Below are 25,280 nucleotides of genomic sequence, written 5' to 3'. Positions count from 1 at the left end.
CTTATTAATTAGAGCAAAGGCTTCTTTTTATAAAGCTTGAAATTAACCTCTATGTGTTAAAAATAAATAGTTTTTAATAAAGCCGATTAATAAGAAGCTGCTCTATCAAAAATACACTCTACCTTCACTAACAAAACTATAATGATAGTTATTTAGACACATAGACTAACTTCCCCATTAGTATATCAAAAATTATGCAAATATACCTCGTTATTTGTTAAAACTTTTCGAATAAATTAAATTTACTAAAAATAATAAAACTTCATTCATCTGTATCATACTAATTTCATCTGTATTATAGCAGCTTATCGTGATAAAATTATATAAAAATTAAACGGAGTTTAACTAATGAGAGTTCTATTTTTTCTCTCTAGTTTAGCTTCGTTCTATACTCTTTATGAGTGTAAATATAGTAAGCTCATAGAGTGTTAATAAGATTAGGAGTGAATTCAATGAAAATCGAACGTTCATCAAAAATGGCTATGTTTAAAAGAGCCATATTCGGAGATTTAAAAGCTGCCGCAAATAAAAAGGCAGCGATGGGAACGTCTTTAATCGATTTAAGCATCGGCAGTCCTGACCTGCCACCTGACGAAAGAATTCGCCAAGAGCTATCAAAACAAGCAGCTAAATCTGATTCGTATGGCTATACTTTAAGCGGCACAGCGAAGTTTACACAATCTGTTGCTGATTATTATAAACGCAGATCAAATGTGGAATTGAATCCTCAAACGGAGATTCTTCAAACAATGGGATCGCAAGAAGGCTTAATCCATCTACCGATAGCATTTTGCAACCCAGGAGATTATGTACTCACAACAAACCCTGCATATGTAGCATATGATGCAGGAATACATTTGGCTGGAGCAATCCCCTATTATATGCCTCTTTTAGAAGAAAATCAGTTCCTGCCGGATTTCTCTGCAGTACCAGAGGAAATCGCATCTAAGGCCAAATTGCTTATTTTAAACTTGCCAGGTAATCCTGTCCCAGCAAATCCTTCGAAAGAATTTTTCTTGGAAGTGGTTGAATTTGCCAAAAAGTATAATATTATAGTTATTCATGATGCTGCTTACTCTGAGTTTTACTTTGAGGGAGATCGTCCGATAAGCTTTTTGGCTACGCAGGGTGCAAAAGAAGTAGGTATTGAAATTAACTCGCTATCCAAAAGCTTTAGCCTTGCAGGTGCGCGAATTGCATATATCGTAGGGAATGCTGAGATTATCTCTATTTTCCATGAGTTAAAGTCAAATCTCGATTTTGGCACCTTCCAACCAATACAAGATGCAGCATGTGTAGCATTAGATCATGCTGAAGAGATTACTGAAAGATTACGCCGTATCTTTAAAAAACGTCATCAAATCCTAGTTGAAGGACTAGAAGGGCTTGGATGGAATGTTACGCCTTCAAATGGTGGGATGTTTATTTGGGCTAAATATCCTAATCAAGAGCTAAATGATATTGACTTTGTATTTGATACGATAGAGCAAACTGGGGTTGTTCTAGTACCTGGCTCTGTCTTTGGAGAAGCTGGTAAGAATTATGTTCGAATTGCACTTGTGCAAGATGAATCATTGCTTCAAGATGCAATTGGACGGCTTGCAACACTCAATAAAGTGCACGCATAAAAAAACATCCTGCAGATGATACGTTTTCATCAGCAGGATATTTTTATTTTTTACTTCATTTCTCTTCTTCTCTATGTTTTGCCCAATCATCCAGTTCATAATTCAGTGAAGGCTGATCGTTATATTTATTGTAACGTCTTTTGAATAGATAGAATAGATGCGATACGAGTACCTTGAGGACTGCATACCCTGGGATTCCCAAAACCACTCCTGGAACGCCAAATAGCGATCCAGATGTCAGTAATACAAAGATAATTGTTATTGGATGCACATGTAGGGATTTCCCCATTATTTGAGGTGAAATAAATTTCCCTTCCACTAATTGGACAATCGTCCATACAACAGCCAACTTCAGTAACATGATAGGAGCATTGACAACTGCAATGATTGCTGCAGGCGTAATGGCAATAACAGGACCTAAATATGGCACTACGCTTGTCATCATCGCTAATACCCCTAATATAACTGCATACGGTAAGCCAATGATTAGAAATCCAATAGTCACCATTATACCGATGCAAATGGCCACTAGGATTTGTCCTTGTATATAGCTACTAATTTGATGGTCAGCTTCATGCAAAACATGAGCAGTATCTTTTCTCATGCGTGGAGGCAAAAGCTTCAATAGATAATTCGGTAAATTTTCACCATCCTTTAAAAGATAGAACAAAATAAATGGAACAGTAACAATGGCCAAGATAATTCCTGTTAAGGTTGATATAAATCCGGTGACTCCGCTAGCTAGACCTGTCCCAATCTCGCTACTCGCATCTTTTACCATTTCATTAAGCTGATTCGAGATATTATTCAACACAGAATTTAAATCAAAATTATATTTTGCAAGTGTTTCACTTAATCTTGAGTCTTCCAAAAGGTGTTGTACAGAATGTACTACCTGCATAAAGTAGCTCGGGAATTCTTGAATCAAATTCATAAATTGTTCTTTTAAAAATGGAAAGATGAGTGTTACAAAGAGAGAGATTAATCCAATTCCTACAATATAAATCAAGAAGATACCGCCCACTTTTGGAACCTTCCACTTTACGAGAATTTTAAGAATCGGCCTCAATAAATAGTAAGCAATCACCGCTAATATAACCGGCAGGACGACTGTTCTTAGAAAAACAACGATCGGATAAAAGATGAAGGATATTCTATCATAAATCCAAATAATACAACCTGCTAATAATAAAGTAATCAAACCAAATAACAAATTTTTACCACCCATAAATTGGATGAAGCGAGTGGTAAAAAATGATTTTTTCTCTGTCTGCAATCAAGATCCCCCTCTTTGCGAGCTTACAATGTCTACAACCATTATAACCCTTTCTAATTGCTAAGAATCAAGAAATTTATCTAAGGCTTGCTGGTTTTGCTCAATATTAATATTGAGGACTGAGCCTGCTTGAGGATAATAACCATACTCATAACTATGCTGCACTGGAATAGTTAATCGCGTAATATCTGGATTGCCTCCTTTTATGATAGAAAGCATTAATGCAAGTTCTTGCTGATCTGTTAAATCTGACTGCACATATCCTTGAATAGCGCCTAGTAATTTTGGGTAATTTTTAAAGTTTCTTGGTGACATAGCTTCTTTTTTTAGTGCTTCTAATGCTTTTTGCTGGCGATCAACACGACCGAAATCACCTTTATTATCATGACGGAAACGAGAAAACCCTAGTAATTCCTTACCATTTAGCGTTTGTTCACCTTTCTTTAATGAAACACCAATGTTTTCAGACATATCATGATCAACATATACGTTTACACCATTCGGAGCGACGATATCCACTAACTTTTCAAAACTCTTAAAGTCAATTAATGCATAATGGTTAATCTCTACGTCGAACATATTTTGAATCGTCTTTTTTAATAAATCTACTTTTCCTAGATAGTATGCTGTATTTAACTTGTACGATTGATATCCTGGGATGTTTGCATAAATATCACGCATAAATGAGACCATTTTAATTTTGTTTGTATCTTTATTCACTGAAACCAATATCATTGAATCGGTTCTTGAGTTAGCCTCGCCTCTTGAGTCGACGCCAAGCAATAATATATTTTCTACATTTTTTTTAGTCTGTGGATCTCCGTTAAATTTAGCGATTTTCTGTATATCCCCTGATGTTTTCGCTAGATTCAATCCTGCTTTATATTGAGTAAACGCAAATGCTCCTATTGCTATGAGTACTACAACGATAAGTAAGAAAAAGACTCTACCTTTTCTTAATTTCCGTTTCTTGCGTATGTGCTTATGTCTTGTTTCTTTCATAATGCTTCTCCTTCCATTGCTACTTACTTTTGAAAAAGTTATTATATTAACTACATACTAAAGATAGAAAACAATCAAGTATGAATACTATCAATTATAGGGGGCCACAATTATGACAACTACAAAACTTTCCACTGCAACTTTTGCTGGGGGCTGTTTCTGGTGTATGGTAAAACCTTTTGTTGAATGGGATGGCATAGAAAGTGTTGTTTCAGGCTATATGGGCGGCCATTTAGAAAATCCAACATACGAGGACGTAAAAAAAGGCACTTCTGGTCATCTAGAAGTTGTGCAAATTGTATTTGATGAAAGCATCTTCCCGTATGAAAAATTACTTGAAATTTATTGGCAACAGATTGATCCCACTGACGATGGAGGCCAATTTCAAGATCGCGGAAGCAGTTACCGTACAGCAATCTTTTATCATAAGCCAGAACATAAACAATCAGCCGAAAAATCAAAAATGGATTTAGCAAACAGCGGCCGCTTCCAAAAACCGATTGTTACTGAAATAAGGGCAGCTGAGACATTCTATCCTGCTGAAGATTACCATCAAGATTTTTATAAAAAGAATCCAGATCATTATCAACAAGATCGCGCAGAATCGGGTCGAGATGAATTTATTAAATCCAACTGGTAATACCCCTATATAAACGAATAAACACAAGGAAAGGTTCTACTTTAATGTAGGCCTTTTTTAGTTTAGTTACATAGTAAGCATTTTATAAGACTTCCCCTATTTATTCTCTCTTAATCCGATAAATCCTTTAATTTTACGTTTAGAAACTTCTCAATAGGTTATAGAAAAGTATTAACCTAAATCTTACGACATGATTTGTGGAATAAATACATATAGATGATTGAGGAGGAATGAACATGAAAAGAAAAATACTATTATCGATGGCTCTATTCTCTACATTTACATTTGGGACATATTCTATTGCAGCGCAGCCAGCACAATCCAATGCATCTGCGGTCTCTAAAACAACTAAGGATCCATATACAACCGCTTCTCTCAAATCGTTTAAAATAGCAACAACAAATACAAAGATCTACGAAAAGCCTTCAGCCAAAAGCTCTGTCATTCAGAAATTAAAAAAAGGGCAAGGTATTGCGGTATTACAAGGAACCAAAAATGGATGGACAAAGGTTTCTCTTTATTTTGGTAAAGGCTATGTTAAAACAAGTGATCTCCATTCATTAGCTCCCCATAAAAACACGCACTATGCACGAAATATTAACAAGACATATGAATATAGAACACCTTTTAATAAAGGATCGGAATTCAAAGAAACACATAAATCAACATTCCAAAAAGTGTATGCCGACAATCGTACAGTTACAAACTTTTGGCTACATAAAGCTGAACCGGACAACTATGGCATGATGGAATATGAAACAACAAAAGGGCTATTTACAGGCTATAAAGAAGATGGTATTGCAACATTGGCTATTAAATACCCTATAAAAAAACAACAAACATGGCAAGGTTCCGATGGCCAAGTAATGAAAGTTCTTGGTACCAACCAAACAGTTAAAACGAAAGACGGCAGCTTCAAACACGTCGTGATGGTGAAAAACGGAAAAGGAAAGAATTATTCTTACTATGCTCCTAATATTGGTCTTATAAAAGAGGTAGCAAACGGAAAAACAATCACCGAAATTTCTGCTTTCAAGTAAAAGACGGTCGGTCATTCTTTTAGAGAATGACCGACTTTTTTTTCTGCTTCAAATAATGCTATAATGAGAGCTATGTTTTGAAAGAAAGGCGTGGAAAGTATTGAATTTTAAAAAATTGCCTAAAAAACTGCATAATTATGAACATATTCATCTTATCACTCATACAGATTTAGATGGAGTAGGTCCATCCATTGTCCTCCGTGCCTATGGAATCCCACATACCCCTTATTATGTAGAAACCCGAAAAGTTGATGAAACTGTACAAGTTAAATTAAATGAACTGAATGATCAGGAATTACTGATTATTACAGACCTCAGCGTAAATGATGAAACTGCGCAAATGATTGATCAAATAAACAAACATCCAGATGGACGGTATATTGTGTTAATTGATCATCACCAATCAGCGATTGCTTTAAATGATTATGAATGGGCTTCGGTAATTCCTACATTAAATGATGTAAAAATGTCTGCTACTACTCTCATTTTCAAGGCCTTGCACCAAGCTGATTATGAAGTATCTCCTCTCCTTCAAATGGAAGAAGATGAATCTCTTGAAAGCTCAATTAGTACTAACGAATATACCGTTAAAGAAAAAGAAACATACTATAACCGGTTAGTTCAATTAGTTGAAAAAATCCGTTTATATGATACATGGGACTGGCATATTTTATCAATACAAGAAGCAGCAGACTTAAATACAATTTTTTACGCAAGGCGGAGACATGAATTTATTAAAGCCCGTTTAGATTATATTATACACGGCGAATTGTTTACACCTGAGGACTCAGCTTATTTAGAATTTTCTAAGGAAGAGCTTCAAAAAGTTTTGAAGAAAAAGTCAAAACAAATGGTGATCGTAAAAGAGTATAATTTGAAAGGCCATGAAGGAACACTAAATATTGGGGTTGTGGAAACGGATTCCTATTATAGTGAATTAGGAAACTTTTTGGCAGAAAAATATTGCGAAGAAATTGATGCTGTTTTTATCATCAGTCTTGTTAAAAATCGGGTATCTTTACGTTCAATCGGCAATAAAGTCAATCTTTCAAACATCGCCAAAGCTTATCAAGGCGGTGGTCATCCAAATGCCTCTGGCTGTGACCTTTCAGAATTAGGCATTGATTTTTTACAAGCTGTATTAAAAGCTAATTCAGAACGATAAATAATCCTATATCATCCTGCCCTCTTTAGCATTTCGAATGTTTAAGGAGGGCTTTAATTTTTTTGCACTTAAAAATTAAAAACTCAACAAAATAATCTATTTCTAAAATTTCATGTCACCCAGGAAAATATTTTTAAAAATAATTTTAATATAATTTTATACAAATCTTATCATTTGCTAATTTTAGACGCCTTTCGATAACACACACAAATATAAGCTTCTAATTTCCATGGATTTTCTATTTTTTGCAACAAAATTCTAAAAAGCACTTTAATCTTCTAATTCAATCAAATTAATATAGTATAAAATATATTACTTTAAAATTCACATTTTGTAATAAATTCCTTTTTTAAATAAAAAATAAAATTATTCCATTATTCTAATATCATTTATTAGTTTAATCTCTTTATTTACAAAGGTTTTATTCTTTTTTTGGGATTATAAAATTGGAAATTAAAATGCAAATTCAAAAGAAAAAAAGATGATTAAATGAATTTAAATAACTGAATTTTATAAATAATTTTTATTGTCTAAAAAAATTTTAGAAAAAAATAGTGGATAAAAAGATTAGCATATGTAAAAATATATACAGAAACCGATTTCATTTATTGTTCAGAATGTTATAAATGATTCAGCCTACATTTCAATTTACATAGACTCATATATATCATATTAGCATTCAATCTCAACTTGAATTAATATATTATCATAACAAGTTGGAAGAACAATACACTTAGGAGGTAATGAAAAATGGAAGCAACATTTGAAAATCGTATTGGAATGAAAGAATTAGCTGGCAAAGTTATGTCAGCAAAAGAAGCTGCTGCTCTCATTTCAGATGGCGATGTAGTAGGCATGAGTGGTTTTACTCGTGCAGGCGATGCGAAAGTAGTACCAGCTGCCTTAGTTGAACGCGCTAAAAATGAGAAATTTAAAATTGATGTATACACTGGCGCTTCATTGGGACCAGAAGTTGACCACGACTTAGCTATAGCTGGTGGGATTCGCAAACGTGGACCATTCCAAGCGGATAAGGGTATTCGAACTTTAATCAACAATGGTGAAATTCTTTTTGCTGATATGCACTTATCTCATGGCGCTGAGCAATATCGTCAAAATATTTTTGGTACATTCAAATATGCTATTATTGAGGCTACTGCAATCACAGAAGATGGCTATTTAATCCCTACTACTTCTGTCGGTAACAATCCTATTCTTGCGGAAGTTGCTGAAAATATTATTATTGAACTGAATGTAGCACAGCCCGAATCTTTAATTGGTGTGCATGATATTTATGTACCAGGAGAACAAGGCAACCGTGAACCAATCCCATTGACAAAAACTTCTGACCGCCTAGGTGTAAAAGGCATTAAGCTCGATCCATCTAAAGTAAAAGCAATTGTAATCTCTGAAAACCTTGATGCACCATCTACAATTGTTCCACCAGACGAAGAAACTCAAATTATGGCTAACCATATTTTAGATTTCTTACGTTCTGAGATTAAAGCTGGCCGTTTAACAAACACTTTAGCACCAATCCAATCAGGTATAGGATCTGTCGCAAATGCTGTTCTAGATGGCTTCAAAGAATCTGAATTTGAACATTTAGAAGTTTATTCAGAAGTATTGCAAGATGCTGTATTCAATCTGATTGATGCTGGTAAAGTAGATTTTGCTTCAGCAACATCTATTACTCTTTCCGCTGAAAAAGGAAAAGAAGTGTACGGTAACCTTGACAAATATGCAGATAAATTAGTATTACGTCCACAAGAAATTTCAAACCAACCTGAATTAATCCGTCGTTTAGGCCTTATTTCAATCAATACTGCCCTGGAAGCTGATATTTATGGAAACGTTAACTCTACACATGTATCAGGTAGCAAAATGATGAATGGAATTGGCGGTTCAGGCGATTTCGCTCGTAACGCGCGCCTAGGTATCTTTATAACAAAATCTTATGCTAAAGGTGGAAGCATTTCTTCTATCGTACCAATGGTTACCCATGTAGATCATACAGAACATGATGTTGATGTACTTGTTACAGAACAAGGTGTTGCGGATCTTCGTGGATTAGCACCAAAAGAACGTGTGCCGCTAATCATTAATAACTGCGTACACCCTGACTTTAAAGAACAATTATGGGAATATTATAATGCAGCTGTTGAAGCAACTGGCAATGCACAAACACCACATATTTTAAGTCGAGCATTTGAAATGTATGAACGTCTAGAAAAAACAGGTTCAATGAAAAAATAAGTTTTTTGAAGAGAGTAGACTACTCTCTTCTTTTTTTATTTTAAGATGAGTAGTTTTAGAAGCAATCGTAAGAGAAAATTAAAGAGGTAACAATTAGCAGCTTCTTCAAATTAATTATTTTTCTATTCTTTTGAAATATATTTTTGAATTACTAATAAAGGAGCGAATTTAGAAGCTGGTTTTTAATATTTAGCTGCTTTTCCCTATCTCAACAGAATGTATTAGATTCTGAAACACAGTTTTTACTTGAGGGTTTGGCTTTCTTATTTTCCGTGATATAATAGATACATTGTGAATAAGGAGGTACTTACATACATGATTCAAGTAAGTAACGTAGGACTTCGCTATGGCGACCGTAAATTGTTTGAGGATGTAAATATTAAATTTACACCAGGAAATTGCTACGGTTTAATCGGTGCCAATGGTGCAGGTAAATCAACATTTTTAAAAATATTATCAGGTGATATTGAACCACAAGATGGCCATGTCAGCATGAATCCTGATGAACGTCTTGCTGTTTTAAAACAAAACCACTTTGAATATGAGGACTACCAAGTTTTAGAAACAGTAATGATGGGTCACAAACGATTATATGATGTGATGCAAGAGAAGAATGCCATCTATATGAAAGATCCTTTTACTGATGAAGACGGTATTCGTGCCGCTGAGTTAGAAGGTGAATTTGCAGATATGAATGGCTGGGAAGCTGAATCTGATGCAGCTATTCTTTTACAAGGATTAGGTGTTCCTGAATCGATGCATTATATGACAATGCGTGATTTAACAGGATCCGAAAAAGTAAAAGTTTTGTTAGCGCAAGCCCTATTTGGTAAACCCGATGTTCTTCTATTGGATGAGCCGACAAACCATCTTGATTTAAAAGCTATTCAATGGTTAGAGGAATTCCTTATTAACTTTGAAAATACAGTAATCGTTGTTTCCCATGACCGTCATTTCTTGAATAAAGTATGTACGCATATTGCTGATTTGGATTATAGCAAAATCCAAATTTATGTTGGGAACTATGATTTCTGGTATGAATCAAGCCAACTTGCTCAAAGAATGCTAAATGATCAAAACAAGAAAAAAGAAGAAAAAATAAAAGAGCTGCAAGAATTCGTTGCACGTTTCTCTGCGAATGCATCCAAATCAAAACAAGCTACTTCCCGTAAGAAAATGCTTGAAAAAATCCAACTGGATGATATCAAACCATCTAGCCGAAAATATCCGTATATCAACTTCCAAGTGGAACGCGAAATTGGAAATGATGTATTAACTGTTGAAGGCCTAGGTAAATCAATTGAGGATGAAGTACAATTTAAAGATGTACGTTTCTCAATGAATAAAGAAGATAAAATTATCTTAATCGGCGATGCTCTTGCAAAAACAGCACTTCTTAAAATTCTTGCTGGAGAAGACGAAAACTACGAAGGATCATTCAAATGGGGTGTAACTACTTCTCAAAGCTACTTCCCGCTTGATAATGAAGATTTCTTCCAAGGTGATGAAAAAACATTGGTTGATTGGTTACGTCAATTTTCACCAGAAGACGAAACAGAAACATTTCTACGTGGCTTCTTAGGCCGTATGCTCTTCTCTGGAGAAGAAGTAAAGAAATCCCCTGCTGTTCTTTCAGGTGGCGAGAAAGTTCGTTGTATGCTTTCTAAAATGATGCTTTCTCATTCCAACGTACTTTTATTAGATGAACCAACTAACCATTTGGACCTTGAATCCATTCAAGCGCTAAATGAAGGATTAATTAACTTTAAAGGTGCTATGATTTTCACTTCTCATGACCATCAATTTATCCAAACGATTGCAAATCGTGTTATTGAAATTCGTCAAGATGGCTCTATTTTAGATAAACAACTTTCGTATGATGAATTCCTTGAATGGAAAGAAGCAAATAAATTAGATTAAATAAAAAGTGTGTTCTTAAATGAACACACTTTTTATTGTGGTTTTTGTACTTTCCTACTCTCTCTTCTCTTCCTATTAAAAACTAAATAAAAAAAGCATCCACAAAGGATGCTTTTGAAAGAATTAAAGTTTTACAACGTTTGCAGCTTGTGGTCCGCGGTTGCCTTCAACAACTTCGAATTCTACTTTTTGGCCTTCTTCAAGAGTTTTGAAGCCTTCGCCTTGAATTGCTGAGAAGTGTACGAATACGTCATCTTCACCTTGAACTTCTAAGAAACCGAAGCCTTTTTCTGAGTTAAACCATTTTACTGTACCTTGTTTCATGTGAGAAAACCTCCAAAAATAAATTTAATACGCAAGTTTCAATCGAAATTAAAATTTTACATATTACAAAAAGCATCTTTTATAAGCTACTCTTTGTAATATATAAATATAAAACTATCTATTTAAAGGAAAGGGGTAAACAAGTTACCCCTGTTAGTTGTGAATTAAAGTTTTACAACGTTTGCAGCTTGTGGTCCGCGGTTACCTTCAACAACTTCAAATTCTACTTTTTGACCTTCGTCAAGTGTTTTGAAGCCATCACCTTGGATAGCTGAGAAGTGTACGAAAACATCGTTTTCGCCATCTACTTCGATAAAACCGAAGCCTTTTTCTGAGTTAAACCATTTTACTGTACCTTGTTTCATGTGAGAAAACCTCCAAAAATAAAGTGAACAAATAAAAATCATTACCTAAAACAAAAATTCACATATTACAGAAAGTACCGAGACAAGCCGATCACTTTTTGTAATATGTGAATGGAAGTTTGCGGTAAATCAATTTCATTTGTTAAATTAAGTATAACACGTTAATTTCCAATGTCAACAATTTTGGTGATTTTTCAAAAAGTTTATAACTTTTTAGTGTGTTGCCCTATTTCTTCCCACACGACCCCATGGTACGTCTGGATATCTTCATCACAGGCCTCGCAAAATTCAATTTCATCTTCAGACCAAAATGCCCAAAAACGCTCTTTTTTCATCGCTTTAAATGGAAATTCATTCTCAAAATTTGTTAATATATTTTCCAAATATTTCTTTGCTTCTGCTAAATCATCAAACTCTTTTACTGATTGTATTGTTTGCTCCCAACCGTCAAATTGCCACCATGGTTCATAGTCTGCTTTCATATAAATTATCTTGTACATGCTTGTCAATCCTTCATTTTTACTTTTCAACAATTCGTATACATAACAGTTGTCTAAAAAGCTTTATTCTCTTCCTTAGGAATTTACTTCATTGTATTACGTGAATCGTTGGATGCCAAAATATTTGCCTAAGCGTTCCCTTTCGCATTTATCCAACGAATAGATTAAAATAATAGAAACAAATAAATTATAAAACAAATCCTTCGGTGAATAATGAAACTTTCTAATCAATCATTCGTATTTAATATTATGGCAGGAGGAGATAAAATAATGCTTAACCTTAAACAAATAACAATTCGACATATACTTAATATCCTCGTGATGGTTGCGACATGGTCAATTAGCTTATGGTTTGACGTGAATTTTGGAATCAGTACGTTGTTAGGTGTCGTTGGTTATGGGATATCAAATATTGCAATAAAATATGTACAGCAGTTTCGATTTTTAAAAAAATGGGGTCTGACCCATTCAGAATATAAACATATCGAAATGCAATTGAGTGAAGCGAACACTGAGCTTCGAAATATTAATCGCTGTTATACGAAGATTCGTTCCATTTCTATATTTAAGCAATTGTTAGAAATGAATCGGATGGCAAAAAGAATCATTAATATAGTACGTAAAAACCCAAGGAAGTTTTACCAGGCAGAACAATTTTTTTATGCACATATTCACTCTGCAAGCGAATTAACTGAAAAGTATGCTCTTCTCTCCACGCAGCCAATCAAAAGTGCAGATGTACATTTAACATTACAAGAGACACGAGATACATTAGAAAGCTTGAATAACGTGATGCAAGAGGATTTACAGACAGTTCTGGCATCCGATATTGAAGAGCTCAAAATGGAGCTGGATTTTGCAAAACTGAACACAACGCCAAAAGAAAAATTGATGCATCGAGAGGAGAATTAGCATGAAGGATTCACCTTCCAATACTTCACATTCAATAGATGATTTACTTAGCAATCCCTTTGATTTGCAGCCGGAGCCCGCTCAAACAAAGGCAATTTCAAATGAAACTAAAAAGACAATGCTCGATACATTGCCAAAAGAAGAGCAAGAAAAAGCAAAGCAACTAGCCGAACAAATTCCAGTTGGAAATTATGAAGCGATTTTAACTTATGGGGCTAACGCACAAACTGAATTGTCACGTTTCTCTCATCAAATGCTTGATCATGTCCAAGGAAAAGATATAGGTCCTGTCGGAGATGTTTTGAAAAGTTTAATGGATAAACTAAATGAATTAGAGCCTGAAGCTTTGCACCAAGAAAAGAAAACAGGACTTAGAAAATTCTTTAGTCGCGTTTCGCACTCAATTCAAGAACTCATGACAAAATATCAAAAACTGAGCACTCAAATCGATCGCATAGGCATTCAACTCGAACATTCTAAGGCTGGTTTAGTGGAAGATGTTCATATGCTTGACGGATTATATGAGCAAAACAAAACCTATTTTAAAGCGCTGAATGTTTATATTGCAGCTGCTGAACTTAAAAAGGAAGAAATTATGACTGACCTTCTTCCACAATTAAGACAAAAAGCTGAAAATTCACAAGACCAAATGGATGTACAAGAATACAACGATCTCACTCAATTTGTAGATCGTCTTGAAAAAAGAATTTATGATTTGCAACTGTCACGCCAAATCACTATTCAAACTGCGCCTCAAATTAGAATGATTCAGCAAACAAACCAAACGCTTGCTGAAAAAATACAATCATCCATTATGACAGCAATTCCGCTTTGGAAAAATCAAATAGCCATCGCTTTAACGCTTAATAACCAGCGCAAAGCTGTGGAAGCACAAAAAGAAGTAACGAAAACAACTAACGATTTGCTTCTCAAAAATTCTGAAATGCTAAAAATAAACACTATCGAAACAGCCAAAGAAAACGAACGTGGATTAGTTGAAATCGATACACTCAAGAAAACACAAGAAAATCTTATCTCCACTATAGAAGAAACGCTGCAAATCCAACAGGACGGACGCCAAAAACGGAAAGCGGCCGAAATTGAAATTGCCCGAATGGAAGAAGATTTAAAACAGCGTTTATTAGCAATCCATACAAATCAACAACAAAAAAGAGAAAACTAAATACTAAAGACCAGCTTCATTTAGAAGCTGGTCTTTTTTTCATTCATACTAAAGTAAATTAAAAAACAATGCTCGTTAGGCCATTGCTTTTTTATTTCGCATAATAAATCGTTAATAATTTTTATATTTACAAATTTATAATATCTCCCATCCACATCAATCCATACAAAACCATTGTCTGATACATATAACCGGAATGAACCGTCTCTGATTCCAACATACTCCATATAAACATTTGTTGCTTTAGGATTCTTAAGTACTCTCTTTAGTTCTACTCTTTCTAAAATTTTTTCAGCCTTTAGATTTACTTGTTTACCCAGCTTCTTAACAAAACTAAGGCTCCTTTATTTCTCCTTTACCTTCTATCACTTTCTACATAAAAACATAAATAGATGAACAAAATATTTAACTCCGACTTCCTATATGACAGATAATACAATTTAAGGAGTGATCTGACCATATATTTAAAAAAACTGTAATGAAAGAAATGGAATATAACAGATATAATGGATTTATTGAAAAAAGAGGATCAGAGAAATAGAGGTGAAAATTGATAGTACGGATTACATTTTAAGAATAACAGGATGAGATCGTTGTACATAAAGCGTTAAATTTCGAAATGCCCAACGGGAGTAGACTATATCTTGGATTTTTGCTGTGGGTAAATAGATATTTATTAAAAGAGATATTATTTAATTTAACTAGAGGTGGGTTACTAATTGAAAGCACAATCACAAAATTTAAACAAATTCATTGCAGCAACATTAGCATTAACTGTAGCAATTCCATCGGTTAGCGCTAGCGCGGAATCGTTGAATGATTTAAAAACACAACAACAAGAATTAAATCAAAAAAAATCGGACTTATCTTCAAATATTAAACGAAAATCTTCAAAAATAAATCAAACGAAATCTAAAATTGATGTATTCATGAACCAGATTAACAAGCTAAATTCAAAAATAAATAATATGGACAAAAAGATCAATAAAGTCCTCGCAGAAATTGAATCCACAACAAGTTACATAGAAAAACTAAATGCATCAATTACGAAATTAGAAAAAAACATAAAAGAACGTGATGCTTTATTGAAGGATAGAGCTCGCTCTATTCAAGAAAATGGTGGCTCTGTTAGTTACGTAGATGTATTACTAGGTTCTGATAGTTTTGTTGACTTTATAGACAGAATATCAGCTGTCAATACATTAGTAGCCGCTGATCGTGATATTATAAATGAACAAAAAAATGATAAAAAGAAACTTGAAGAACAAAAAAAAGAACTCAAACAAAAACTTGTTGAACAACAAAATAATCGCGATCAATTAAAAGCATTACGAAATTCATTAGAAAGTCAAAAGAAAAATAAAAATAAAGTGATAGATCGTTTAGAAGCAGAACAAGCTAAATTATTAGCTGGTAAACGGTTAGCTGAAAAGGAATATTCAGAGGCACTAACAATTAGCAAGAAAGTACAAGCAAGCATCGTAAAAGAACAAGCACGTTTAGCAAAAGTAGCTCGTCAGGAAGCTGAAAGAGCTCGTCAAGTTAAATCAGCCCGACAAACAAATTCACATGTAAAAAAACCAAGTATTGCAAAAACAGCTTCGGTTTCCAAGCACAGTGAACCAGCAATTTCATCTAATGTATCAAGCGGTACTTGGACTAGACCAACAACTGGCACTATAACTTCTAACTCTGGTGTCCGTGATATTGGTGCAGGTGCTGAAGTCCACTACGGAACAGATATTGCAAATGTACAAGGTACACCAATCGTTGCTGCTGCAGATGGCGTTGTCTTCCGCGCAAGCCCATTATCTACTTATGGGAATGTAATAATGATTACTCACTCAATTGACGGGCATATTTGGACAACCGTATACGGGCATTTAAGCGGTTATAATACAAGCGTTGGACAATCTGTTAAAAAAGGACAAGTAATTGGTTATATGGGTTCTACTGGCCGTTCAACTGGTAGCCACTTACATTTTGAAATGCATAACACATCTTGGCAAGGGCAAAAAGTGGGACTAGTAAATCCTTTACGTTACATTTCATTTTAATGCAGAATGAAAAAATGAATTTTGTCTCCACCACTGCTAAAATTATGTAATAAAAAAGGGTTATTCTAATGAATAGCCCTTTTTTATTTAATTTAAACATTAATTCAAAGATGTAAAATAAGATTTTGATTATCTAAAAATCTAAAAAGCGCTCCTCTTACTAACAATAATGATAACTACAGGTGAAAAAATGATTTTCAAAATTATTTTAGGTCTCATTGGACTTTTTATTATTTATGGTGGTTTCAAGTATAGTAAAGCCACTCAAGATAAGTATCTGAAAAAAACAATGAATGATCTCGGTGATGCTACAAGTAATCCAGGTTTTGGTGATGTAGGAATTATTAGCTTCATTATATATTTTATACTTGACTTTATTCTAGAAAAGTCTCCATGGTATATAGTTAAAATACTTAACTTGTTACTAGGTATACTAATTTTTATAACTGCAGTCATTGTACCTTATTAAAAAAGGTTCCTCATCAATTGTTAGGTGAAGTGATCTATTTTTTCAAATCAGCTTCACCTCTTTTCAAATAATAAAGGCAATTCTGTTGATTTTCTAATATCTAACATAGTTGATTATTATGAATGAAGAAAAAGGAATTTCTCTAATATCTATTTTTTTAGGATGTACTCCTGTTTTTTTCACTGACTAGCATTCTATCGCTAGAGCATATTTATTTATAAATAGGTTTAAAGAAAATTTACACTCTTCTACTCAGCCGAAATAACAAGCGAAATTAATTTACGAAGCAGCCTGATAGTTACTTCAGTAAACTTTTCTACACTATTAGCTGAAACTGTGTGCGTACCATAAATTGTGTGAAAAAGATGGAGCTGCTCCTCGCTAGGCATCTCTGTGTTTAAAAAGAGATGCAGTACTTGGATACCATGCTTTTCAGCCTCCAGTACGGCCTCTGCCGTATCTTTAATCCCATTTTGTGCATAATCGAATGCAGAAGGCTCACCATCTGAGAAGATCAGCAAGAAGCGGTGCTTTTCATCTCTATTTTTTAACTGCTTCATCATCCAACGGATTGCAAAGCCATCACGGTTGTCTTCATGAGGTTCTAAAGCCATTATAGAAAGACCATTGTCCTTCTGCCCATCCTGTAGCTTATGCAACCATTCAAATGTATTTGGCTGTACCTCCGCTGTTGCTTCATACGCATCTTCATAAAACGAAACAATTTCATGCGTAATTTTCATTTGTCTTAGAACATCATGAAATAACAATACAGCTTTTTTCGTTTCATCCATTTTATCCATCATGGAAGCTGATCCATCAATTAACAATCCGAATACAGCATCGAGCTCTTTTGACTTGGCATTTTTTTGATAGAAGGGCTTTGGATGTTCATCTAATACAAGTGACATTAATTTAGAGGCATTTAGTCTTCCCTTTGTTAAGTGATCTCTCTTTGCAATTTCTTTTTGTGCCATTCTTTTGCGAAATTCAGCAGTCAGTGCTTTTACACTTGGCGATTGTTCCTTTCTCCATACACTTAACATTTCTAAGTTTTGAAAGTCTTTAGCAGGCTGTATGCGTTTTTCTTCAAAAACAACATTGACATTTTGTTCTCCGAATTCTTTCTTTGCTTTCTTTGTTGTTCGCGGAAGTTTTTTTATATCATTAGAATCGTTTTCAAATACCTTGCCCGATGAATCGGACGCACTCCCTACCCCTTCTTCAGAAATCTGATTACCTTCTTGTCCTTCTTCAGCTTCTATACTCAATGCCTTGCCTGCATTACCGCGCTCTAATTCATATCGTAGATGTACGCCATTCTCTTCCTGTGTCTCTCTGTGCCACGTTCTAAAAAGCTGCTCAATCGTTTCCTTGGCATTGTCTTTATCACCGCATGCTTGTTCTTTCACACCTTTATGTTCATGGAACTTAGAAGCCTCAGGAATGGCATCCATTAATGCATAGTAATCCAGGACAAGGTCCCTTGCCAAATATTCTTCAATAGCAAAAACAGTTCTTACTGCTAATGCTATACTTTGTGTTGTGTTTCTGACGTCATAGATTTCTTGGAAGAGCATTAAAACAGGCTCAAATTGATCTGCCACTTCAGATTGAGGCAAACGGATCATACCTTCGTGCGCTGCTAAAAATAAGTAAGAAAGAAAACTATCTGCTATAAAGCCTTTGTGGCTGTTAACTTCAAAACGGTGTTTATGTGATTCAATATAAGCCTTCCGACGAGTCTCAAAGGCTTGTTTGGTCCCCGGACGCTTCTTTTCAACCACATCCATTAATCGAAATTCTTCAATCATTAAAGCAAGTTGCTTTATTAGCTTTTTATAAGGATGATCCTTGAATTCTTCTTCCATCTCCAACCACACTCGTACATTAAACTCTCTCCAAAAACCAATCGAAAGCAAATAAATATCTGAAAGTCGACCTAGATGTGTGATTTGCTTGCTACGATGTCGCCAAAAAACACTCATAGCAATTTGTTGCTCCTGCGGCTTTAACTCAATCAATTGACGTTCAGTTAATTGTAATGAGGGTGTATTAGATAAAGCTTTTGAGAGCTGTTCATACTGAAGCATCTGACGGGGATTGATCTGTTCGTTATTAAATTGTATAAACCGACTTAGCTCAGCCACAATTGACCCCTCACTTCATCCATGTTTTCGCTAATTCTAACACTAATTCTTTCTCGCTTGGATCATCAAGTTTTTCAGCTATTGCGTAGCGAATAGCTCGAAGCGGATCCATATACTGTGCTAGTTCTGTTGCATCGAGCAAGCTTCTTACAGAAGCTGCTTCTTCACTCAACAATCCATTAATGACTTGTTGCTTTAAGTCTTCCGCCAATTGCAACATCAAAATACGTAGGTTTTCTGATAAATCAGGAAATCTTTCTTTCCATAATTCCTCTAGCTGTTCCCCGTTTAAATAAGGAATGCTAAATGATACAAATCGATTCTTCAGTGCCTCATTCATCGGCGCAGTACCAATATATCCTTCATTGATAGCTGCAATTACACTAAAGTCTGGGTGTGCAACAATCACTTCACCAGTAAAAGGATTTGTCAGCATTCTCCGATAGTCCAAAACACTATGCAAGATTGGAAGTGTCTCTGCCTTTGCCATATTAATTTCGTCGATATAAAGAAGATGTCCTTCCTTCATCGCTTTAATGACAGGACCTTCTATAAATTCGATAAACGTTTCACTATCTTTTTGCACTATTGTTTTAAAACCAAGCAAGCTTTCAGCATCCAAATCTACAGAACAGTTAATGCTATGCATGGGCTGATGGAAAAAATCTGAAATGGATTCGGCCATTTTAGTTTTTCCAGCACCTGCTGGTCCTTTCAGCAAAACTGGCTTTTTTAACGTCACTGTAAATAACACATCAAGCCACAGATGGTCATTAGGTGAAATATATCCTCCCTCACCAATTAAAAGTAGTTCCTCTTCATTATACTCTCTGGTTGTTCGTTTTTTTCTTTCCTTTTGTATTAGTTGCTGCATCTCAAAAACCCCTTTCAATATTGTCTTAAATGATATAAAAAAACTTTTCGCTTCCTAGAAGGATGCGAAAAGCAGAGTCATGTAGTGATCCGCATTTATGTTCTCAAAACCATTACTCATATCTATGAATTAATGGTTTGAACTGATGCTTCACACCGTTCATTGTAAGAATGTGAAGTGTTTTCATTATGCAAAGTAGTCTTTATAGTAACCGCCAACAAGACCTGTATTATCAATAATGAAGTAGAACTCTTCTGTTTCATTTTTCACTTCATACTCTTTACCAACTGTTAAAACATTTGATACTAAGTATTTTTTTGCATCTGTGTTGGTACAACGAATTGTTTTGATGGTTGGTGCATCTTTCCAATTTAAATGAATCATACTATTTATTAGCCCCTTTTAAAAATTTAAAACTTCTATAATTCATAACTGAGATTGTCAGCTATACTGCTCCTCCATTTTAAACGATTTTTTACTATTTGTCTTATAAAGCTTATCGTTTATTCAGATTGATGATACAAGCCCTCTCTATATGCTACTATAAGGATAGCATATAATCGGGGGTGTAAATCATGGTAGTTGGGTTACCTATGTGGTTCTTTGCCGGCGCATTTGCTTTTTTTATTATTTTCTTTATTGTCGCCGAATGGATGACTAGAAAATAAATTTCCGTTGTTTAAATTGGATGGTGCCGTGGAATAATGGAGTCATAGAGCTCGGCATGATGCAGGAGGACTTCTGAATTTGCGAAAAGGATGATTTCACGATGAAACTAACCGTTCAAGGAAAAAAGTTCATTACAAACCTAACAAAAGACAACAAATATCATTTGCTACGTTTTTACGCAGTTGCAAACAGGGATGGGCTACAATATGCAGCGGATATTGATACGCCTATTCACACGGATATTATCATGGAGGTAGAAGGCATCCATGTAGCACTTTCCCCCAAGCTACTGCCGATACTGAAAGATAAAATTATTCATTCTGAAACGGTGAATGGTGTGACCGGTATTGTTTTATTAGATGAAGAGCATGCGCATTTGACAACGAATTAAACGTAATTAAAAAAGCCCAAAGCAAATTCTCAAGTCACCAATTTGCTTTGGGCTTTTTGCATGCGTTTTTACGCCTTAAAAAAGAATTTGATTCTTCAAAACGCTATATCATTTAGATTCCTCATTGGTTAACCTGGAATGCGGCGATTCTATTCAAGAACAACTCACCGTATTTCTCAAGCTTATTCTCCCCTACACCGGTTACCTCTAAAAATTCTTGCTCATTGCTAGGCATTTTCGCACACATGTCACGCAGTGTTTTATCAGAAAAAATAACAAACGGCGGAACGTGTGCTTCATCAGCCAACTGTTTCCGAAATATCCTTAAATCTTCAAATAAAGGATCATCTACTGAAATGGCCTTGGATACAATTACTGCTTTTCTTGTAACTTTACACTCTCCAAGCAATACATTTTTCCCTTTTTCTGTAACGAAAATGGTTGGCATGCTACCTTGATTTACTGCCAACAGCTCTTCTGCAATCATAAATTCAATAAAATTAGTTGCGTCTTTAATACTCATGTCACTTAACAAACCATATGTCGAGAGTTTGTCAAAGCCAAATTGCCGCATCTTCTGATTCTTCGAGCCGACTAGAACTTGAGCTACCATTGTTTTTCCGAATTTCTGTCCCATTCGGATGACACAAGACAAGATTTTTTGGCAATCCACTGTAACATCTGTTCGTTCTCGTTCGTCTGTACAGTTGCTGCACTTCCCGCAAGCTTCTGCAGAAGAATCACCGAAATAATGGATGATATAATGCTGAAGACAGCTTTCTGTATGACAATAATCTACCATGCTCTGAAGTTTCTGCAGTTCACTCGCTATTCGCTCACGGTCCTCACTTTGATCAATTAAAAAACGCTGTGTTTGGACATCTTGCGAAGAATATAGCAAAATACATTCACTTGGCAAACCATCCCGTCCTGCTCTTCCTGCCTCTTGGTAATAGCTTTCCATATTTTTCGGCATTTGATAGTGAATAACAAATCGGACATTCGATTTATCGATACCCATTCCGAAAGCATTTGTTGCCACCATAACAGATGCTTCTTCATGCAAGAATCGGTTTTGTTCTGTTTGGCGTAATTGTTCAGATAAACCAGCATGGTATTTTGCAACAGGAATACCCGCTTTTTTCAGAACCTCATATAAATGATCTACTGTTTTTCGAGTAGCACCGTAAATAATACCATTTTCTGAGTGATTCTTTTTCAAAAAGTCTTTAAGATAACGCTCTTTATTCTGTCCGATCATGACTGAAAAACTTAAATTGTCTCGCTCAAATCCTGTCAGTACCGTATTGTCTTCAGGTATGTCCAATTGAGCGCAAATATCTGCTCTAACTGCAGGAGTAGCAGTAGCCGTGAGCGCAGCAAGAGCTGGTTTTTCTTTAAATAAATGTATAAGTCGTCCAATTGCACGGTAGCTTGGCCGAAAATCATGTCCCCATTGTGAAATACAATGTGCTTCATCAATGGCAATAAGTGGCACTGAAAGAGAGGCAAGCAAGTTTCTAAAACTCTCAGACTCTAATCGTTCTGGTGCTATGTATAGAAGCTTATATCGCCCCTCTTTAAGATTCATCATTGTCTCACTGTATTCATAATCATTTAGAGAAGAATTAATATAAGCTGCTTCAATGCCCATTTCTCTCAATGTATCTACTTGATCCTGCATTAATGAGATTAAAGGAGAGATGACGATTGTCGTCCCTTCCATTATCAGCGCGGGTATTTGGTAACATACAGATTTCCCGCCACCTGTTGGCATAACGCATAGGCATGGTTCATTCGATAAAATGGTTTCTATTACTTTTTCCTGCCCTGACCGAAATTGGTTGTAGCCGTAGTAATGTTTTAGATATTCTATTGCCTTTTCTATCATCATGTCGGCTCCTTTTTATACTTAATATTACCCCTATTGTAACATGTCTAGCGTTTAGCTTGGAGGTTTCATAAAATGAATAATTCCAATCATTTAGCCTTACGAAACAAAAAATTTCTTTTCAGATTCTATAATTCCCCGTATAATATTAAAGTTATATAAAAAAAGAAGGAGCCAATTGTATATGTGGTTTTTATTTTCAATCTTGACTGCTCTAGCATGGGGAGGAGCAGATTTATTTTATAAAAAAGGATCCAATAGCGAAGATCGATTCAGCCATTTGAAAATTGTTGTAATGGTCGGTCTTGTTATGGGTATCCATGCAACCATCTTTTATCTTTATAAAGATATAGACTTCCATCTGTTTGATATGGTTAAATATTTGCCTGTCTCTTTCTTCTATATCGTCTCAATGACTGTTGGCTATGTAGGATTGCGTTATCTTGAACTATCGATTTCATCACCAGTTCAAAACTCTTCTGGTGCCATTACAGCCATTTTACTGTTTATATTCTTCCAACAGGACATTGATATGATTCATATTTTGGGTGTTATTGTAATTACTATAGGTGTTATTGGTATTGCAGTAGTCGAAAAACATGAGGAAGATAAAATGATGCGCCTGAATCAAGTGAAAGTAGATAAAAAATATCAGCTTGGTTTTATGGCTGTGTCATTCCCAATTATTTATGCGCTATTAGATGGGGCCGGCACATTTGCGGATGGTATTTATCTGGATGAATTAAAAATAATGTCAGAAGATACAGCTTTGTTAGCATATGAATATACATTCTTTATTTGTGCGGTTTTCGTGTATATGTACTTAAAGTTAATTAAAAAAGAATCATTTAATGTATTTAAAGAGCGAGATAAAGGTTTGGCTGCCATTTTAGAAACAACCGGCCAATTCTTCTATGTCTATGCAATGGGATCATACGCAATCATTGCCGCACCTCTTATTGCTTCTTACAGTATTTTCTCTGTCATTTTGTCTCGTATTTTCTTAAAAGAGAAACTATCACCAAAGCATTACTTTGTAATCGCTATTGTAATGATTGGTATTATTATTCTTGGTATTGCCGATGCGGATGAGGCTTAGTACAAAGAGATGCTACTGTTTTTAATAATAATTTAATAGCTTTATTACATTAAAGAAGAGCATTGAAGTAAATTCAATGCTCTTTTTAATAGAAGCTAGAGGGTGTAGATAAATCCATTTGTCGATATTATTCTGCTTCTCCAACAACTGTAAACCGTTCATTTATATGTTGAGGGTCTTCAATCTCATCCAATACTGCTATAGCATAGTCAGCATAGCTGATATAGCTTTCCCCTTTTGAATTAACTAAGAGATGATCTTCTCCAGATTTATATGAACCAGTTCTTTTTCCTTCCGCATCAAACACTGCTGAAGGACTAATAAATGTCCATTTAATATTAGAAGTTTCCTTTAATTCTTGTAAATTTCGTCCTTGTCCTTTTGCAGTTGGTTTAAATATCTCAGGAAAATCAGGTGTTTCCATTACTGTAACTGTTTTGTTTTCGTCTACATAAAGACTACCAGCTCCCCCTACAATAATTGCTCTTGTATCAGTGCCTTTTAGTGCCTCAATTAATGCATGTCCAGCATCCACATGGGCTTGTTCTTCTCCAAGAGCCGCACCGAATGCGTTAACAACTACTTCAAAGTTTTTTAAATCATTAGATGTAAGGTCAAATATAGTTTTCTCCAGAACCTCAATGTTCTTGTCACCAATTTTTGAAGCGTTTCTTATAATAGCAGTCACTTCATGTCCACGACTAATAGCTTCTTTTAAAATAAGGCTTCCAGCTTTACCATTTGCACCAATAATACCAATTTTCATTTTAAGTACCTCCATATATAAAATGTAACCACCACAGTTACTTGTAACCATAATAATTACATTTAAAACGTATGTCAACACTTTTATTTTCTTTCTAACCGTTCATTTATTTTTAATATACTTGTAATAAAAAGAATTACAGGTGTATTATTGTGGTACATCTATAAGTAAAGGGTGAAAATATTGTCCATTAGTAGTCGATTTTCAGTAGGCATTCATATATTAGCTCTTATTGCAATCAATAAAAATGAGAGAAGTACTTCAGAATTCTTAGCAGGTAGTGTAAATACAAATCCAGCTGTCATCCGAAAAATTATGGGCATGCTTAAAACCGCAGGGTTGGTAAATGTCCAACCTGGCATAGCAGGAGCCGAACTCGCAAAGGATCTATCTGCCATTACACTGTTTGATGTTTATAAAGCAGTGAATGTGGTTCAGGAAAAAGAGCTGTTTTCTATACATGACAATCCAAATCCCGAATGTCCAGTAGGAAAGAACATCCAGAGTACAATTGAACCTTTATTTATAAAAGCCCAATCAGCAATGGAGAAGGTATTAAATAGTCTTACTTTAGAGGATGTAGTGAAGGATATCAATGATAAAGAAAATATCTGTTAAAAGAGCATTCATATGAATGCTTTTCTGTTTTCTATTACACTTTTGTTATCATTAGATTGACAGCCCCAAAAATATCTTCTTCATA

The 25,280-nt window shown here is 34.9% G+C and carries 23 protein-coding genes; 13 read left to right on the top strand and 10 right to left on the bottom strand.

The features are described 5' to 3' along the window. Positions 1 to 452: 452 nt before the first annotated feature. Positions 453 to 1,628 (top strand): aminotransferase class I/II-fold pyridoxal phosphate-dependent enzyme, encoded by a 1,176-nt coding sequence (locus tag RST01_RS00410; protein ID WP_147193391.1) that lies wholly within the window; start codon positions 453 to 455, stop codon positions 1,626 to 1,628. A gap of 55 nt (positions 1,629 to 1,683) precedes the next feature. On the opposite strand, the gene RST01_RS00405 is transcribed toward RST01_RS00410, so the two are convergent. Together RST01_RS00405 and RST01_RS00400 are read right to left on the bottom strand one after the other, a co-directional pair. Further along, positions 1,684 to 2,904, bottom strand: a complete 1,221-nt coding sequence (locus tag RST01_RS00405) for an AI-2E family transporter (RefSeq protein ID WP_244946626.1) — start codon at positions 2,902 to 2,904, stop codon at positions 1,684 to 1,686. Positions 2,905 to 2,964: 60 nt separating this feature from the next. After that, positions 2,965 to 3,906: an LCP family protein gene (locus tag RST01_RS00400; RefSeq protein ID WP_147193390.1), complete on the bottom strand. Its 942-nt coding sequence runs from the start codon at positions 3,904 to 3,906 to the stop codon at positions 2,965 to 2,967. A 112-nt stretch (positions 3,907 to 4,018) separates the two neighbouring features. Between RST01_RS00400 and msrA the strand changes: the two genes are divergently transcribed. From msrA to RST01_RS00375, 5 genes are all read left to right on the top strand, one after another. Beyond that, a complete protein-coding gene (gene msrA / locus RST01_RS00395; protein WP_147193389.1) occupies positions 4,019 to 4,546 on the top strand; it encodes a peptide-methionine (S)-S-oxide reductase MsrA in 528 nt (175 codons plus the stop codon). 236 nt (positions 4,547 to 4,782) lie between these two features. Further along, on the top strand, positions 4,783 to 5,586 hold the full coding sequence (locus tag RST01_RS00390) for an SH3 domain-containing protein (RefSeq protein WP_184117477.1): 804 nt from the start codon (positions 4,783 to 4,785) through the stop codon (positions 5,584 to 5,586). 100 nt (positions 5,587 to 5,686) lie between these two features. Continuing rightward, positions 5,687 to 6,751: a DHH family phosphoesterase gene (locus RST01_RS00385; RefSeq protein WP_147193387.1), complete on the top strand. Its 1,065-nt coding sequence runs from the start codon at positions 5,687 to 5,689 to the stop codon at positions 6,749 to 6,751. A 750-nt stretch (positions 6,752 to 7,501) separates the two neighbouring features. After that, on the top strand, positions 7,502 to 9,007 hold the full coding sequence (gene scpC, locus RST01_RS00380) for a succinyl-CoA:acetate CoA-transferase ScpC (protein WP_147193386.1): 1,506 nt from the start codon (positions 7,502 to 7,504) through the stop codon (positions 9,005 to 9,007). 315 nt (positions 9,008 to 9,322) lie between these two features. Continuing rightward, positions 9,323 to 10,927, top strand: a complete 1,605-nt coding sequence (locus RST01_RS00375; protein ID WP_147193385.1) for an ABC-F family ATP-binding cassette domain-containing protein — start codon at positions 9,323 to 9,325, stop codon at positions 10,925 to 10,927. Positions 10,928 to 11,050: 123 nt separating this feature from the next. Here the strand turns inward: RST01_RS00375 and RST01_RS00370 are convergent, their stop codons facing one another. The 3 genes from RST01_RS00370 to RST01_RS00360 all read right to left on the bottom strand — a co-directional run bounded on the left by RST01_RS00370 (position 11,051) and on the right by RST01_RS00360 (position 12,116). Next, complete coding sequence (locus RST01_RS00370) at positions 11,051 to 11,251, bottom strand: cold-shock protein (RefSeq protein WP_066787382.1); 201 nt, start codon at positions 11,249 to 11,251, stop codon at positions 11,051 to 11,053. Positions 11,252 to 11,415: 164 nt separating this feature from the next. Continuing rightward, a complete protein-coding gene (locus RST01_RS00365; RefSeq protein ID WP_066787385.1) occupies positions 11,416 to 11,616 on the bottom strand; it encodes a cold-shock protein in 201 nt (66 codons plus the stop codon). A 203-nt stretch (positions 11,617 to 11,819) separates the two neighbouring features. Next, complete coding sequence (locus tag RST01_RS00360) at positions 11,820 to 12,116, bottom strand: DUF1033 family protein (protein WP_147193384.1); 297 nt, start codon at positions 12,114 to 12,116, stop codon at positions 11,820 to 11,822. A 270-nt stretch (positions 12,117 to 12,386) separates the two neighbouring features. Between RST01_RS00360 and RST01_RS00355 the strand changes: the two genes are divergently transcribed. From RST01_RS00355 to RST01_RS00340, 4 genes are all read left to right on the top strand, one after another. After that, on the top strand, positions 12,387 to 13,028 hold the full coding sequence (locus RST01_RS00355) for a 5-bromo-4-chloroindolyl phosphate hydrolysis family protein (RefSeq protein ID WP_184117476.1): 642 nt from the start codon (positions 12,387 to 12,389) through the stop codon (positions 13,026 to 13,028). A gap of 1 nt (position 13,029) precedes the next feature. Continuing rightward, a complete protein-coding gene (locus RST01_RS00350) occupies positions 13,030 to 14,211 on the top strand; it encodes a toxic anion resistance protein (RefSeq protein ID WP_066787394.1) in 1,182 nt (393 codons plus the stop codon). 719 nt (positions 14,212 to 14,930) lie between these two features. After that, the gene (locus RST01_RS00345) at positions 14,931 to 16,268 is read left to right on the top strand and encodes a murein hydrolase activator EnvC family protein (RefSeq protein WP_147193382.1); all 1,338 of its coding nucleotides are present in this window, start codon (positions 14,931 to 14,933) and stop codon (positions 16,266 to 16,268) included. A gap of 190 nt (positions 16,269 to 16,458) precedes the next feature. Next, the gene (locus tag RST01_RS00340) at positions 16,459 to 16,737 is read left to right on the top strand and encodes a hypothetical protein (protein WP_147193381.1); all 279 of its coding nucleotides are present in this window, start codon (positions 16,459 to 16,461) and stop codon (positions 16,735 to 16,737) included. Positions 16,738 to 16,985: 248 nt separating this feature from the next. On the opposite strand, the gene RST01_RS00335 is transcribed toward RST01_RS00340, so the two are convergent. The 3 genes from RST01_RS00335 to RST01_RS00325 form a co-directional block, all read right to left on the bottom strand. Further along, positions 16,986 to 18,887: a vWA domain-containing protein gene (locus RST01_RS00335; RefSeq protein ID WP_147193380.1), complete on the bottom strand. Its 1,902-nt coding sequence runs from the start codon at positions 18,885 to 18,887 to the stop codon at positions 16,986 to 16,988. Positions 18,888 to 18,897: 10 nt separating this feature from the next. Further along, positions 18,898 to 19,761, bottom strand: a complete 864-nt coding sequence (locus RST01_RS00330; RefSeq protein WP_147193379.1) for an AAA family ATPase — start codon at positions 19,759 to 19,761, stop codon at positions 18,898 to 18,900. Between the two features lie 186 nt (positions 19,762 to 19,947). After that, positions 19,948 to 20,145 carry a DUF6501 family protein gene (locus RST01_RS00325; protein WP_066787407.1) on the bottom strand — a complete coding sequence of 66 codons (198 nt, stop codon included), beginning with the start codon at positions 20,143 to 20,145 and terminating at the stop codon, positions 19,948 to 19,950. Positions 20,146 to 20,530: 385 nt separating this feature from the next. On the opposite strand from RST01_RS00325, the gene RST01_RS00320 reads away from it, so the two are divergent. Beyond that, positions 20,531 to 20,821 (top strand): hypothetical protein, encoded by a 291-nt coding sequence (locus RST01_RS00320; RefSeq protein ID WP_066787410.1) that lies wholly within the window; start codon positions 20,531 to 20,533, stop codon positions 20,819 to 20,821. Between the two features lie 121 nt (positions 20,822 to 20,942). Here the strand turns inward: RST01_RS00320 and recQ are convergent, their stop codons facing one another. Then, positions 20,943 to 22,712, bottom strand: coding sequence for a DNA helicase RecQ (gene recQ / locus RST01_RS00315; RefSeq protein WP_147195026.1), 1,770 nt, complete (start codon positions 22,710 to 22,712; stop codon positions 20,943 to 20,945). 184 nt (positions 22,713 to 22,896) lie between these two features. On the opposite strand from recQ, the gene RST01_RS00310 reads away from it, so the two are divergent. Further along, positions 22,897 to 23,811, top strand: a complete 915-nt coding sequence (locus RST01_RS00310) for an EamA family transporter (protein ID WP_147193378.1) — start codon at positions 22,897 to 22,899, stop codon at positions 23,809 to 23,811. A 127-nt stretch (positions 23,812 to 23,938) separates the two neighbouring features. Here RST01_RS00310 and RST01_RS00305 read toward each other — a convergent pair whose 3' ends face one another. Next, positions 23,939 to 24,577, bottom strand: coding sequence for an NAD(P)-dependent oxidoreductase (locus RST01_RS00305; RefSeq protein ID WP_147193377.1), 639 nt, complete (start codon positions 24,575 to 24,577; stop codon positions 23,939 to 23,941). Positions 24,578 to 24,760: 183 nt separating this feature from the next. Here RST01_RS00305 and RST01_RS00300 point away from each other — a divergent pair, with 183 nt between their 5' ends. Beyond that, positions 24,761 to 25,195: an Rrf2 family transcriptional regulator gene (locus tag RST01_RS00300; RefSeq protein ID WP_147193376.1), complete on the top strand. Its 435-nt coding sequence runs from the start codon at positions 24,761 to 24,763 to the stop codon at positions 25,193 to 25,195. Positions 25,196 to 25,280: the final 85 nt, after the last annotated feature.

Source organism: Rummeliibacillus stabekisii (assembly GCF_007988965.1).
Classification (GTDB): domain Bacteria; phylum Bacillota; class Bacilli; order Bacillales_A; family Planococcaceae; genus Rummeliibacillus; species Rummeliibacillus stabekisii.
The sequence above is the reverse complement of the archived record's forward strand: the minus strand, read 5'-3'. Positions and strand labels throughout refer to the sequence as shown.